Below are 11,686 nucleotides of genomic sequence, written 5' to 3'. Positions count from 1 at the left end.
CGTTCGATGCGGGCTGCCTCCAGGAGATGCACGTGATCCGCCTCGCTCTATGGCGCGTCATAGGCGCCATGCATCAAGAACTGCCGATCGACCGGCTCGACCTCTCCACCCGCACTCGGCACACGCTGCTCCGGGCGCGTATTTACACCGTCGGCGAGCTGCTCGAATGGGACGATCAGGAGCTCAACCTCATCAGCGGGTTCGGAGCGCAGTCGTTCGCGGAGCTACGCCAGGTGATGGCTCGGCTCCCGTCTTCAGGGGTTCGTTCTCATCCGCCGGTGTCTGCCTGATCGCCGCGCAGTGTGAGGACCTCTCCTTCACGAAAGCGGTGTTGACCGCTTGGGGTGCGCGTGGAGATGAGCCTGCCCTCTCTCGCCCACCGGGTGACGGTCCTCGGATCGACCCGGAACATGCGCGCGACCTCGGCCGGGGTGAGCAGCCGTTCGGCGGTGCCGTCGATGGTGAAGGTGCCGTCAGCGCCAGTGATCATGATGGTGGCCATGGGGGATCTCCGGGTGGGGTGGTGAGGAAGTAGCCGGACGGCTCGCGGAGCGTGTCGGCACGAGCCGTCCGGGGATCAGGGGTTACCGGCGCGTCCGGTCGAGGATCTCGACGTGCCGACTGAGGGCGGTGGCCAGCCGTTCCGGCGTGCTGCGGCCGACGGAGGTCCGCGCTCCGGCGGCGTGCTCGGTGGTGGTGACCGGCCGGTAGAGGTGCGCCCACCACCGGGCAACGCCCGGGGCGTCGGCCACCTGGAAGCGCCAGGCCGGATAGATGCTGCCCAGCAAGGCAATCACCTCGAGGTCGCGGTCAGTCATGATCACTCCCTGAGGGTGCATATCAGCAGGGTGGTCACCAGCCACACCGCCGCCGGATGAGGTTGATGGCCAGCAGCATGGTCAGCGGCCATAGAAGGACGCATCCGATGACGGCGGCGGTGAACAACGGCCGAGGACTGAGATCGAGGGCACGGGCCTGAGCTACGGTCCATGGGGCTAAGTCGACCACGAGGGCGCCGTAGATGCAGATCGCGGACGGGAGGTCAGCCACGGTTCTCCTGCTGGTCCTCCATGTGCTTCTGGAACTTCGGCGCCCACCACCGCTGAGTGACCAGGATCAGCAGGCCGATCGGCCACAGCGCGCTCATCATGATCAAGCCAGCGAAGAACCCAGCCCACGGCGACCCGGCGGCTTTAGGCACTTCCTGTTCGAAGTAGTACCTGGTGATGTGCGGGGTGGCGGCAGCCTTGATTGTGAATGCGGCGAACCCGATGAACGCGCCGACGGCGTACAGCGTGAAGAGCGGGGAGTCGAGCACGGGGCTTGGGCTCCTATCGATGACCGTGTGGGTGTGGGTGGTGCCCGGCCAGGCGGGGGCTGTCTGGCCGGGCACCGGGGCGCCGGTCACGGGGGCATGGTGACCGGCGCGGAGCGGTTCCCCTTCCCCGATCCATCGGGAACCGCGTGGGTGTGCGACCCGAGCCCCTTCTTCTCGGGCCGCACGCGGGGTGGTCCGGCGGGCGGAGAGGGGATGTTCTCCGCCCGCCGTACCGGCTTCAGGGCCGCGGGAAGGTGCGGGGTAGGGCGGGCCGGGCGGGCGGATCGGGCAGGGCGGCCAGGATCTCCGCCTGCCGGGCCAGCTCTTCGTTCATGCGCTGGGCGGAGGGCTCTTTGATCAAAAAGTCGATGCCCGCCTCTCTTTCCCGCCGGTCGGGGATGCGGCGGGAGAAGGCGCTCCAGACCCGGGTGCCCGAGTCGTAGGAGACGAACCAGCCGGGGTGTGCCTGCCGTAGTTCGGTGAGCTGTTCCTTGTGCTCCGGTGTTGTCATGCGGCCCTCCGATGGGACCGGCGGGAGGGGTAGGGGTGCTGCGGCGCGGCGGCGGGCGCCTGGGAACGTGCGCCGCCGCGCCTGTCTGAGGGAGGCGGAGATGCCGGGACGGTCGCGGGCGCCTCGCGCCGGGCGATCCTGGCCATCTCCGCCTCGTACATCCGGGTCTCCAGGCCCGTGGCCGTCTCGTCCTCGACCAGCACCGGCTCGGAGCTCGGCCAGCTCGCCACGGCGTAGAAGCGGCGGTTGCCCAGGCTGTAGAGCACGGTCCAGTCCGGCCACGTGCGGTCCAGCCGGTCGGCCTCGGCGCGGGCCGGGCCGTCCCACACCCGCTGGTGAACGACGGTGTGGGGCTGGCCGTCGCGGTGGCGCCCCGGCGTGCGGGACGGGCGCCGCCCGATCACGAGGTCACCTGCCCGGTCTTCCTCGTGGCTCGTTCCGCCAGCTGCTCCTGGCGGTGGACCTCGTCGAGCAGCTCGTCGAAGGTGTCGGCGTCCACGGTGCGAAACGGCGGGGCATCGAGCGGCCCCCGCGTCGCGCTGGGCGGGAAGGGGCGCTCTCGGCTGGCCCAGTAGCGCCCGGCGTCGCTGACGATCACACGCCAGCCCGGGATCGTCTCGGTGGGGGTAGGGGACGTACCATTCTCCATGGATCGGACCTTCTTCCGATCAAGGACCCGTTCCGACGATGCAACCGTCGGGCGGGTCCGATTTATGTGGTGGGGGAGAAGCCTCTGGGGCGCGCCGTACGGCTCGGGCGGCCGGGGCATCGGCGGAGAGGCTCCGGCCTCGCCGGGGCGGTGAGTACTCGCGCGGATGCCACCGGGCGCGGGGTATCGGCCGTCGTCGCGCAGGGGCGGCCTGGTAGCTGCGGGCCGTACTCCGGGCCGGGGGAAGGGGCGGCGGACCCGCTTGGGCAGCGGCGGCCGAGCGGGCTGTACGGCGGGTGGGGCCGGAGCATTCGCGGGCGGTTCGGGCTCGGGGCGGCGCTGCGCGGGCACCAGGGGGATGACCTCGCTGGGGGTCACGTCGGCGGGCGGCTCGACGGTGGGCAGGAGCTGCGGACCGGTGGCGCGGCGGGCCTCCAGGCGGGCGTTCATCAGCGCGCTGGACGGCTGGACGTAGTCGTGGTCCGCGCTCTGGCCGGGGCAGCCGTGCGCGTAGGGGGCGTGGCCGCATAGGGCGCAGCCCATGGGCATGGGGGCGGCGTCGGCGAAGCAGCCGCAGCCGTCCTGGATCGTCGTGTTCCGGTCGAGGACCGGAGCACTAGGCTTGCTCATGGTTCAGGATTCGCTTCCTGATCAAGGGTCTGTCCGGTCGTCGCAAGCGCCGGGCAGACCCGCTTCTTTTATAAATCTGCTGGTAGGAGGGCTAGTGTGTCCTGCCCTGCCACGGTAGGGGCGCGGGTGCCTTGCCCTATGTCACCCGAGTGGGCGAGGCAGCAGACCTCTACGGTCTGCCGTGTGAGTGGATCACAAGAGTCGGGGGCTGGCTGGCGGCTGGATAGAGCCCGCTGGAAGCAGGTGTACGACATTTTGCGAGAGGAGTTGGAGGCCGGCACATATAAGACCGGCTTCCCGATCCCGAGTCTCAGCCAACTGGAACAGCAGTGGCCTGACCTGGCCCGCAACACCATTCGCAAAGCGATAGCCCGGCTGGAAAGAGAGGGCTTCGTGCGGGGAGAAGTAGGTGTCGGCACCTTCGTTCGCCCCAAGGACGAGTGGCAGCCTGTCGACGACTGAGCCATGACGGTGACTGAAACGCCGTTCGGGACGGCTGACCCGGTCACTCCTGTCATGATGGCCTCACTCGCAGTGGTGTCGCCCCATCATGCGCGTGCGAGTGGCACGCATGCAAGGCGTCTCGCACATGGAATTTTCGGCGAAGTGACGGGAGAATGCCGTCATGCCAATGAAGTCCCCCACCGTCCGGCACCGTCGCCTGGGCCGTGAGCTGCGGCAACTTCGGGAGCGGGCAGGCCTTTCGGTGGCCGAGACAGCCCGGCGACTCGGCTGGTCGGCCAGCAAGGCACACCGCATCGAGGGCGGCAGGATCATGCTGTCTGAGGCCGACCTGGTTGCTGCTTGCGACCTGTTCGGCGCCGACTCCGCGACGCGGGCCAGTCTGGTCCAGCTCGCCAGAGATGCCGGGCGGCGTGGTTGGTGGACCGCCTACAGCGATGTGTTCACCGGCTCCTACATCGCGCTGGAAGCAGAGGCCACAGTTATCCGCAAGTGGGAGCCGCTGCTGATCCCGGGCCTGCTCCAGAGCGAAGACTACGCCCGGGAGATCATCCGGTCGGGGCGGCCGGATCTCAGCGCTTCCGAGGTCGATCGGCGTGTGGACGCTCGGATGACCCGCAAGGTCAGGCTGCTCGGCGCGTCGGCACCGAAGCTACATGCGCTGATCGACGAGAACGCGCTTCGGCGGCTCGTGGGCGGACCCAAGGTGATGGCCCGCCAGCTCGCCGACATCCTCCAGGTTGTGGACTGGTCCAACATCACGATTCAGATCTTGCCCATCCAAGCTGACATCGCGGTTGGCCTGGAAGGCGCGTTCTCCCTCATGAGCTTTGAGGAGGACCCGGATGTCGGCTACGTGGAAGGGCCAGCCGGAGAGGTGTACGTCGAAGCGGCTGACCAGGTCAGGCGTTTTATGCTGACGTTCGAGCGCCTGGCCGATAAGGCGCTGTCCCCCAAGGAGTCCGCGGCGCTCATCGCCGCGGTGAGGAGTAATCATGATCTCTCCTGACCTGACCGGCGCTAAGTTTCGCAAGTCCAGCCTGAGCGGCAGCGGCAACGACTGTGTTGAGGTGGCGACGAACCTGCCGGGCCTGGTCGCCGTCCGCGACAGCAAGGATCCCTCTGGCCCCGCGCTGGCCTTCTCCCCGGCCGCATGGAGCGACTTCCTGGCGGGCATCCGTCGCGGGGACCTCTGATCGAGGGCGGACGACGAGTCCGCGGCCGGGGCGCCTGGGACGTGTTCCGGCTGCGCGACTCGTTCGCCCCCTCGCCACGAGGTATCCGCATCGCAAACGGTAGTTCGCCAGGCTTGTTTCGGCATCGGTGATTTTGCCTATATCGTCCTGCAAAAGAGGGCCGAATCCCGGAAAACACACGGTAGTAGCCCCGCGCCCCGGAATGGGACGCGGGGTTTCGGTTTCTAGGATCAGACCGCGCGCCGCTCGGTCGTACGCTCAGGCACACCGACCTCGGCCAGCCGAGCCCGGCGCCGGTCCCGCAGGACGACGACGCCGAGTCGAACGCGCTGAGCCTCCAGGAGGGCCTGGCCCTTGCGCATCAACTCGTGCAGCGACTGCTTGCGGATCCCGAGGATTCCGGCGATGTGGTTGATCGAGTAGTCGCCACCCTCGCGAGCGGCCGAGGCCGCGCGAGCGATGGCGCGGAGCTTGGTCTGGCGGAGGGCCTCGGTCAGCTCGTCGAGGAGAACGAGGTTCGCGGGGTCGTCGGCGGCGTGATCCTCCATCCGGCGGAAGAACCGGGAGAGGTTGGCCGCCAATTCGGCAGGTTCGGTAACCCGCTTGGCGCGGGGGCTGGGGTTCATCAGGGTCCTCTCGGAGGCCGCGCGTTGGGCTGATTCGGTGAGCACGAAGTGAGCACAACGGCACCGTTGGCTGCCGACGACAGCCAACGGCTACCAACACTTCATGTGGTCGCTGAGCTGCACAATCAAGGAGTGCCAAACACAGCCGTAAACAGCCAACGGACGCCTCTAGGAGACTGCTAATGCGGTTTGGGTTTACCGCCCATCCGGGGTTCAAATCCCCGAGCCTCCGCAGATGAGAGGCCCTCTTCCAGATCTTGGGAGAGGGCCTTTTTGGTCTCCGAAGGCGTCGTAGTTGCATCTCCAGTTGCAACGCTCAAGGTTTTCCCCAGAGCGCCGAGGCCGGCCGCTCTCCAGCGGCGCGCATCAGCGGTGTGGAGACGTGGGCATAACGCTCGGTCGTGGTGACCCGGGTGTGGCCGAGCACCTCCTGAACGACGCGGATGTTCACGCCCTGCTCGATGAGGAGCGTCGCGGCCGTGTGGCGGGCGTCGTGCACCTGGACGTCCCGCCCGGCCTGCCGCAGGATCGTCTTCCACACCTTCCAGTCCTCGGTCCGCTCGATCGGCCCGCCGTACCGGGTGGCGAACACGAGGTCGTGATCCTCCCAGCGCTCCCCGGCTCTCAGCCCTGGCCCACCGATCAACGTGGCTGATCACCGTATGCGTACGAGCTAGGCCGTGTGGCCGTAGATCGTTGGAGGGGACGCTTTCGGCGATGTCGCGGGGGGCGAGGCTATCGGGTTTCGGTCGAAGGGGGTGGCTGGTGCTGTGCGCCCCAGTCCCATAGTGCTTGGAGGACAGGGCCGAGGCGGCGCCCGTGTGAGGTGAGTGTGTAGTGGACCCGGGGTGGCCAGCCAGACTGGCGGCGACGATCGAGCACACCGGCTTCTGTCAGATGCGCCAATCGATCGGACAGGACTTTGTCCGACAGTTCGGGCAGGGCATGGCGGAGTTCGGTGAAGGTGCGGTCGCTTTTCAGGAATTCGCGGATCACCAGGGTTGTCCAGCGACCATGCAGGGCCGCGAGGGTGATCTCCACTGGACAGGAGGGGGTGGGTTCGGTGACGTTTGCGCGAGGGTCGTCGGGCAGGCCTGGCCGGGCTGGGTAACCAACTGTTTGGTGAGTCACGAGGACGCCTCCTAGCGTTGCCGCATCTGACTGATGTCTACCTGCTGGAAGGACATGAATCGATGATGCGGCAGCTTGCCGAACGTCCCGAGGACGTGCCCATGGTGTTCGCCGAGCGGTTCAACACCGGGGATGTGGAGGCGGTGGCGGAAGTTTATGAGAGCGGGGCGGTGTTCGTCCCGGAGCCGGGCTCACCGCTGACCGGGCAGGAGGCCCACGCCGCCAATGGCCAATTCTTGCATCTTGGGCTGCCGATCACTGTTCGGCCGCGGCACGTCTACACCACGGGCGACATTGCCCTGCTGATCGTCGACTGGCTCATAGACGGCACAGACCGCGATGGCCGCCCTGTGCGCATCGAGGGCACAGCCACTGATGTCGCCCGACGCGGGCAAGATGGGCGCTGGCGATATGCCATCGACAACCCTTTCGGCGTGCAACCGGGAATCGGCGGCCAACCGTGATCTGTGTTGACCGAGTGTCGCCGTGCGATATACATGTAATGATCATGAATCTCATGGCGGCGAGACACGGTCATGCCGGAGGTGGAAGGCCATCTCTCGGCCGCAACGGTCACGCGCTGTAAAGCCATCGGCGGTGGGCATGTGATCGGAGTGTGGACCGGGTTGCAGCTCGGGTTGCAGTTCACCGTCGTACCAACCCGTTCCAGGAAGGCCGTCGAGGGGCGTTGATCCAGGTTGGACTGTCCTGAACGGTGGTGCTCCGAGCTGCTAATGCGGTTTGGGGTTACCGCCCATCCGGGGTTCAAATCCCCGAGCCTCCGCACTTCAGAGGGCCTTCTTTGATCTCTGAGAGGCTTCCAGTAGCCAAGTGCCCGTACCGGTACTGCAGACGCCGTCTAGGTCTGGTCCGGTGCCGCGGTCGTCACGCCGGCGACGCGGGTGAGGTCGAGTTTGGTCTCGTCTTCGCTGCCGGGGGCGGCCGTGTAAATGACGATCTTCAGGTCGGTGTCCGAGTCGGCGAGCACGTCGCAGTCGACGGTGATCTCGCCGACCGTCGGATGCCGGATCGTCTTGCGATCCTCCGCGTGGCTGCCGACGGCGCCGGAGTGCCACAGTTGGGCGAAGCGCGGGTTGCCGTCCAGCGTGCGGCGGATCAGCTCGCTCAGCCGCGCGTCTTCGGGGTATCGGGCGGACGCACGGCGCAGGTCGGCGACGATGGCCCGGTCGGACGCCTCCGCGTTCTCCGCGACGACGGGCCATGCCGCGATCATCCTGCGATCTGATGCCACCGGAAAACGCGCGCGCACCAGACTCCGCTCCTCTGGCGCGACCACGGAGGGGGAGCCGAGGAGCGCCGCCCAACTGCGGTTCCACCACACCAGCCGCCAGTCGGCGGCGAACACGGCGACCGGTGCGTCGCCGAGCCGGGTGAGCACACGCTGCATCCCGGGCGGGATGTGGTCGCTGATCAGGCCGTCCCGGGGCGGCTGCAGCCCGGCGAGCCGGTAGAGATGGTCGCGCTCTGCCCGGCTGAGCTGCAACGCCCGCGCCAGCGCGGCAGCGACCTGCGCAGACGGCGTGGTCGCCCGACCCTGCTCCAGTCGCACGACGTAATCCACCGAGACACCCGCGAGGTCGGCGAGCTCCTCTCGACGCAGCCCGGCGGCACGGCGCACCCGCCCGGCGGGCAGACCGACCGCCGCAGGGGAGAGCCGGTCGCGCCAGGCGCGGATCGTCGCGCCCAGACTCGTCTCGTCTGTGGTCATGCGCCTATTCTGCGCCGACGGCGAGGCGCCAAGGTGGTACTGCCGGTCCTACCGGCGAGCTCTCCCTGGTTGTCCGCGTCCGGCACACCGACGCTTGGTCCATGACCATTACCTTCATCACCGGGGCCAACAAGGGCCTCGGATTCGAGACCGCCCGTCGCCTCACCGACCTCGGCCACGCCGTTATTCTCGGCGCCCGCGACCCCGGACGCGGGCAGGTGGCTGCCGAAAAGCTCGGCGTACGCTTTGTGCAGATCGACGTCACCGACGACGCGTCCGTCGCTGCAGCCGCGGCCGACGTCCACGCGCACGAGGGTCGTGTCGACGTCCTGATCAACAACGCCGGGATCCTCGGCCGGTACGCGCCCGCCGAGGAGCTGACCGGGGACGATGCCGTCGAGATCTTCCAGACGAACGTCGTGGGAATCGTCCGCGTGACGACCGCCTTCCTGCCCCTTCTGCGGCAGTCGGAGTGCCCGGCGATCATCAACGTGAGCAGCGGCATGGGATCGTTCGCCCTGACCCACGACCCGGACCGTGTGGAGTCGAAGGTCATCGGGCCGCTGTACGCGTCCTCGAAGGCCGCGGTGACGATGCTCACGACGCAGTACGCCAAGGCGCTGCCCGGCATCCGGGTCAACGCCGCCGACCCCGGCTACACCGCGACCGACCTCAATGGGCACCACGGCACCCAGACCGTGACCGAGGGCACCGACGCGATCGTCGCGCTCGCAACCGACGGCATGAACGCCGGAACGGGCCGATTCATCGACCGCTTCGGACCCCAGCGCTGGTGACGACGTACTGGGATGATCAGGCAGGGCGGTTGCGGGAATTGGGTCAAGACGCTGGACCAGGCTCAGCGTGCCCCGTTGCGGCCCGGCTGAAGTGCTTGGAGCCTGAGCAGGACGGCTACAGCCGGTAGTCGGGGAGGAGGTGGTTGGCGAAGAGTTCCAGGTGAGAGCAGTTCGGACAACGATGGGCTTCCACCTGCCATTTGGGACGGTCCCTCAGCTTGACTCCGCCGAAAAACCCCCGCTTCAGCTCACCTTCTACCCAGATTGCAAAGCCGGGCCGCTGCGGCCGATGCGTTTGAGGGTCGGAGATGAAACCGGGCTCCAGCCCCTCATGGCCGCACTGGGTGCACTTTCCATCGGACATTGAACGATCATAGGGACAGGCGCGGTCCCTCGGCTATATGGGAATCAAAGAGGGTAGCGTCCCGGCACCGGCGTACGGTCCACTGTGCCGGGGATGAGCGCCGACAGAGATGCGCGGACGGAGATGCGCGGACGGGTGCTGGCTGAGTTACGGTTCTCATTCGTTCGAATTATTTCCATGCGGGTCACCGGGCCTCGTTGGCCCGCATGGAACTTCCTGGAACCAGGATCGCCGGCGCTTTTAATTCGCAATATCGAGATTTGTGAATGTGGCGTCTATGAAGAAGGTCGTGGAACCGGATCGGTGGGAGCCCGGCGGCCTTCACGATGGCCGCGAACCGCTCGGAGACGTACTCCTCCCGCAGCACTGACCCATTCTCGGCGGTGTAGATCAGCCCGATGTCGATCCAGTCGGCGCCGACCGCCAGGCGCTCGCGTCGCTCGGTCGCGCGCCACGTCTTCAGCGGCTTGATGTTGGTGTCGTCCAGAGCGATGGTCCGCCAGGACAGATTGGACCGCCAGAAGCCGGTGCCTGAGTCGTCCCCGCACTGCGGCCTTCTCCTGGACCACGGTCAAGTGGACCACTGTCAAGGCCGCGGCCTGAAGCCAGACTCGAAACCTACACGTTTGCGGATCAAGCGGCCTCGGAGCCCTGGAAACGAGAAACGCGCAATCGTATGTTTACTGCCAAAAGCCACATGTTTACCGCCAAAAGCCCGCCAAGAATGTATTTCTAATCTTTCACATGGTTATGCTCCTGGGGCTTGGCAAAACCTTTTACGAACGGAGATGTATCTATGTCAAGACGTTTCCTCGGCCTAGGGATCGCCGCGCTCATCGCAACCGCGTCACTGGTCGCACCCGCCTCGGCCTCCTCCGCTTCCACAACCGGTATCCGGACGGTGAACGCCCCACTTAACACCCAGTGCACTCAGGGCACCGACTGGACGACGTACGCCCAAGTGTCATGCACCGGGACGAGCCTGTCCTATCGAATAGAAGCCGAGTACTGCCGCCCCGGCTCATGCTCATGGCACAACGGCCCCTGGGTGAGCAACGGCGCCTGGTCGACGGTGTCGGGGTTCTCCGGCGGAGGGTTCAACAAAATCCAGTACCGATTCGCATAGTCCCGCCCGTTAAGTCCCGTCCGGGCAATCAGCGAGGGCTGAGGGAGCGAAGCCAGACGGCCAGGACAGTGACGGTGACGGACCCTGCGAAGGTGTACCGCCTCTTGCCGTAGCGGGTGGCGATGGCTTCTCGAACTGCTTCAGTTTGTTGATCGCGCGCTATGGCGTTCCCGGCCCTGTAGCGCTCCGGATCGAAGCCCGGGGCTCGGCCACCCGCCGAGCCCCGGGCGCAGTTGTTGAGCCGGCTGATCGGTTTTCTCCAGGATGCAGGTCCGGATCTTGCGTTTGCGGAGACAGGCGTGGGCCTTGCTGGAGTACGCCCTGTCGGAGCTGCCCCTGTCAGGCCGGGTTCGTGGTGTTTCCAAGCGCCGGTACGGCGGGTGCCGACACGGGAGTGTTCGGTACCTTCGAACGGAGTGCGACCCGGTGAACGTTCCCGGTCACAGCACCAGCTGAGAAGGGGCTATGGCAAAAGCCTCTGCTGCCCTCGTCACTCCTTGATCGCCTGGCCGCCGTTCAGCAGGGCCTGAACCTCGCCCTTCCGATACCTTCGCTGTCCGCCCGGGGTGCGCGTGGAGGTGAGTCTGCCCTCCCTCGCCCATCGGTTGACGGTCTTGGGGTCGACACGGAACATGCGCGCGACCTCGGCGGGGGTCAGGAGCCGCTCGGTGGTGCCGTCGATGGTGAAGGCGCCGTCAGCGCCAGTGATCATGATGGTGGCCATGGGGGTTCATCTCTCGGTGGGCGCGGGTGGGAAGTGCCCGGGCGGCTCGCGGAGCGTGTCGGCACAAGCCGCCTGGGGATCAGGGGGGTTACGGGCGCATCCGGTCGAGGATCTCGGCGTGGCGGGCGAGTGCGGCGGCCAGGCGTTCCGGGGTGGTGCGGCCGACGGAGGCCCGTGCTCCGGCGGCGTGTTCGGTGGTGGTGACCGGGCGGTAGAGGTGCGCCCACCAGCGGGCGACGCTGGAGGCGTCGGCCACCTGGAAGCGCCAAGCTGGGTAGATGCTGCCCAGCAGGGCGATCACTTCGAGGTCGTGTTCGGTCAAGATCGTCTCTTATGGCGGGTGGTGGGTGTGGGAGGTGCCCGGCCGGAAGTCAGGTCCGGCCGGGGCCCGGGGGGGCGGGTGGGCAGGGGGGGGGGTGCCGG

Annotated in this window: 20 protein-coding genes; 6 read left to right on the top strand and 14 right to left on the bottom strand. The window is 67.2% G+C overall.

Features of this window, described 5'->3' with window-relative positions; genetic code table 11:
• The first annotated feature begins 32 nt into the window (after window positions 1-32).
• The gene (locus AB0395_RS33120) at window positions 33-290 is read left to right on the top strand and encodes a DNA-directed RNA polymerase subunit alpha C-terminal domain-containing protein (protein ID WP_366287932.1); all 258 of its coding nucleotides are present in this window, start codon (window positions 33-35) and stop codon (window positions 288-290) included.
• Here the strand turns inward: AB0395_RS33120 and AB0395_RS33115 are convergent.
• The 7 genes from AB0395_RS33115 to AB0395_RS33085 all read right to left on the bottom strand — a co-directional run bounded on the left by AB0395_RS33115 (window position 269) and on the right by AB0395_RS33085 (window position 3,108).
• Entirely contained in the window at window positions 269-502 is a 234-nt protein-coding gene (locus tag AB0395_RS33115; RefSeq protein WP_366287930.1) for a BldC family transcriptional regulator, read from the bottom strand. The two genes, AB0395_RS33120 and AB0395_RS33115, sit on opposite strands and share 22 nt — an antisense overlap.
• An 82-nt stretch (window positions 503-584) precedes the next feature.
• Window positions 585-818 carry a hypothetical protein gene (locus tag AB0395_RS33110; RefSeq protein WP_366287928.1) on the bottom strand — a complete coding sequence of 78 codons (234 nt, stop codon included), beginning with the start codon at window positions 816-818 and terminating at the stop codon, window positions 585-587.
• A 34-nt stretch (window positions 819-852) separates the two neighbouring features.
• A complete protein-coding gene (locus AB0395_RS33105) occupies window positions 853-1,050 on the bottom strand; it encodes a hypothetical protein (protein WP_366287926.1) in 198 nt (65 codons plus the stop codon).
• On the bottom strand, window positions 1,043-1,408 hold the full coding sequence (locus AB0395_RS33100; protein WP_366287924.1) for a hypothetical protein: 366 nt from the start codon (window positions 1,406-1,408) through the stop codon (window positions 1,043-1,045). Before AB0395_RS33100 ends, AB0395_RS33105 begins: the two co-directional genes overlap by 8 nt.
• A 148-nt stretch (window positions 1,409-1,556) precedes the next feature.
• A complete protein-coding gene (locus AB0395_RS33095; RefSeq protein ID WP_366287922.1) occupies window positions 1,557-1,829 on the bottom strand; it encodes a hypothetical protein in 273 nt (90 codons plus the stop codon).
• Window positions 1,826-2,233 carry a hypothetical protein gene (locus AB0395_RS33090; RefSeq protein WP_366287920.1) on the bottom strand — a complete coding sequence of 136 codons (408 nt, stop codon included), beginning with the start codon at window positions 2,231-2,233 and terminating at the stop codon, window positions 1,826-1,828. Before AB0395_RS33090 ends, AB0395_RS33095 begins: the two co-directional genes overlap by 4 nt.
• Complete coding sequence (locus AB0395_RS33085) at window positions 2,230-3,108, bottom strand: hypothetical protein (RefSeq protein ID WP_366287918.1); 879 nt, start codon at window positions 3,106-3,108, stop codon at window positions 2,230-2,232. The genes AB0395_RS33090 and AB0395_RS33085 overlap by 4 nt, the downstream gene beginning before the upstream one ends.
• Before the next feature lie 183 nt (window positions 3,109-3,291).
• On the opposite strand from AB0395_RS33085, the gene AB0395_RS33080 reads away from it, so the two are divergent.
• The 3 genes from AB0395_RS33080 to AB0395_RS33070 all read left to right on the top strand — a co-directional run bounded on the left by AB0395_RS33080 (window position 3,292) and on the right by AB0395_RS33070 (window position 4,766).
• The gene (locus AB0395_RS33080) at window positions 3,292-3,570 is read left to right on the top strand and encodes a winged helix-turn-helix domain-containing protein (RefSeq protein WP_366287917.1); all 279 of its coding nucleotides are present in this window, start codon (window positions 3,292-3,294) and stop codon (window positions 3,568-3,570) included.
• Between the two features lie 169 nt (window positions 3,571-3,739).
• Entirely contained in the window at window positions 3,740-4,579 is an 840-nt protein-coding gene (locus AB0395_RS33075; protein ID WP_366287915.1) for a helix-turn-helix transcriptional regulator, read from the top strand.
• Complete coding sequence (locus AB0395_RS33070; RefSeq protein ID WP_366287913.1) at window positions 4,566-4,766, top strand: DUF397 domain-containing protein; 201 nt, start codon at window positions 4,566-4,568, stop codon at window positions 4,764-4,766. The genes AB0395_RS33075 and AB0395_RS33070 overlap by 14 nt, the downstream gene beginning before the upstream one ends.
• 230 nt (window positions 4,767-4,996) lie before the next feature.
• Here the strand turns inward: AB0395_RS33070 and AB0395_RS33065 are convergent, their stop codons facing one another.
• From AB0395_RS33065 to AB0395_RS33055, 3 genes are all read right to left on the bottom strand, one after another.
• Complete coding sequence (locus tag AB0395_RS33065; protein WP_366287911.1) at window positions 4,997-5,392, bottom strand: hypothetical protein; 396 nt, start codon at window positions 5,390-5,392, stop codon at window positions 4,997-4,999.
• 316 nt (window positions 5,393-5,708) lie between these two features.
• On the bottom strand, window positions 5,709-6,038 hold the full coding sequence (locus AB0395_RS33060) for a tyrosine-type recombinase/integrase (protein ID WP_366287909.1): 330 nt from the start codon (window positions 6,036-6,038) through the stop codon (window positions 5,709-5,711).
• An 89-nt stretch (window positions 6,039-6,127) separates the two neighbouring features.
• Complete coding sequence (locus AB0395_RS33055; RefSeq protein WP_366287907.1) at window positions 6,128-6,433, bottom strand: helix-turn-helix domain-containing protein; 306 nt, start codon at window positions 6,431-6,433, stop codon at window positions 6,128-6,130.
• A 107-nt stretch (window positions 6,434-6,540) separates the two neighbouring features.
• On the opposite strand from AB0395_RS33055, the gene AB0395_RS33050 reads away from it, so the two are divergent.
• Window positions 6,541-6,987 carry a DUF4440 domain-containing protein gene (locus tag AB0395_RS33050; protein WP_366287905.1) on the top strand — a complete coding sequence of 149 codons (447 nt, stop codon included), beginning with the start codon at window positions 6,541-6,543 and terminating at the stop codon, window positions 6,985-6,987.
• Between the two features lie 395 nt (window positions 6,988-7,382).
• Here AB0395_RS33050 and AB0395_RS33045 read toward each other — a convergent pair whose 3' ends face one another.
• Entirely contained in the window at window positions 7,383-8,252 is an 870-nt protein-coding gene (locus AB0395_RS33045) for a helix-turn-helix transcriptional regulator (RefSeq protein ID WP_366287903.1), read from the bottom strand.
• A gap of 101 nt (window positions 8,253-8,353) precedes the next feature.
• Here AB0395_RS33045 and AB0395_RS33040 point away from each other — a divergent pair, with 101 nt between their 5' ends.
• A complete protein-coding gene (locus AB0395_RS33040; protein ID WP_366287901.1) occupies window positions 8,354-9,049 on the top strand; it encodes an SDR family NAD(P)-dependent oxidoreductase in 696 nt (231 codons plus the stop codon).
• A gap of 115 nt (window positions 9,050-9,164) precedes the next feature.
• Here AB0395_RS33040 and AB0395_RS33035 read toward each other — a convergent pair whose 3' ends face one another.
• The 3 genes from AB0395_RS33035 to AB0395_RS33025 form a co-directional block, all read right to left on the bottom strand.
• Window positions 9,165-9,413, bottom strand: coding sequence for a hypothetical protein (locus tag AB0395_RS33035; protein WP_366287900.1), 249 nt, complete (start codon window positions 9,411-9,413; stop codon window positions 9,165-9,167).
• Between the two features lie 1,616 nt (window positions 9,414-11,029).
• Window positions 11,030-11,263: a BldC family transcriptional regulator gene (locus tag AB0395_RS33030; RefSeq protein ID WP_366287898.1), complete on the bottom strand. Its 234-nt coding sequence runs from the start codon at window positions 11,261-11,263 to the stop codon at window positions 11,030-11,032.
• A gap of 88 nt (window positions 11,264-11,351) precedes the next feature.
• On the bottom strand, window positions 11,352-11,585 hold the full coding sequence (locus AB0395_RS33025) for a hypothetical protein (protein ID WP_366287896.1): 234 nt from the start codon (window positions 11,583-11,585) through the stop codon (window positions 11,352-11,354).
• Window positions 11,586-11,686 lie beyond the last annotated feature (101 nt).

It is taken from the genome of Streptosporangium sp. NPDC051023 (genome assembly GCF_040689595.1).
Taxonomy (GTDB): Bacteria; Actinomycetota; Actinomycetes; order Streptosporangiales; family Streptosporangiaceae; genus Streptosporangium.
This window is presented reverse-complemented; position numbering and strand designations above follow the sequence as displayed.

Coding starts and splice junctions, on each gene's coding strand:
- AB0395_RS33115 (WP_366287930.1), bottom strand. CDS start 502: ATGGCCACCATCATGATCACTGGCGCTGACGGCACCTTCACCATCGAC.
- AB0395_RS33110 (WP_366287928.1), bottom strand. CDS start 818: ATGACTGACCGCGACCTCGAGGTGATTGCCTTGCTGGGCAGCATCTAT.
- AB0395_RS33095 (WP_366287922.1), bottom strand. CDS start 1,829: ATGACAACACCGGAGCACAAGGAACAGCTCACCGAACTACGGCAGGCA.
- AB0395_RS33085 (WP_366287918.1), bottom strand. CDS start 3,108: ATGAGCAAGCCTAGTGCTCCGGTCCTCGACCGGAACACGACGATCCAG.
- AB0395_RS33075 (WP_366287915.1), top strand. CDS start 3,740: ATGAAGTCCCCCACCGTCCGGCACCGTCGCCTGGGCCGTGAGCTGCGG.
- AB0395_RS33070 (WP_366287913.1), top strand. CDS start 4,566: ATGATCTCTCCTGACCTGACCGGCGCTAAGTTTCGCAAGTCCAGCCTG.
- AB0395_RS33065 (WP_366287911.1), bottom strand. CDS start 5,392: ATGAACCCCAGCCCCCGCGCCAAGCGGGTTACCGAACCTGCCGAATTG.
- AB0395_RS33045 (WP_366287903.1), bottom strand. CDS start 8,252: ATGACCACAGACGAGACGAGTCTGGGCGCGACGATCCGCGCCTGGCGC.
- AB0395_RS33040 (WP_366287901.1), top strand. CDS start 8,354: ATGACCATTACCTTCATCACCGGGGCCAACAAGGGCCTCGGATTCGAG.
- AB0395_RS33035 (WP_366287900.1), bottom strand. CDS start 9,413: ATGTCCGATGGAAAGTGCACCCAGTGCGGCCATGAGGGGCTGGAGCCC.
- AB0395_RS33030 (WP_366287898.1), bottom strand. CDS start 11,263: ATGGCCACCATCATGATCACTGGCGCTGACGGCGCCTTCACCATCGAC.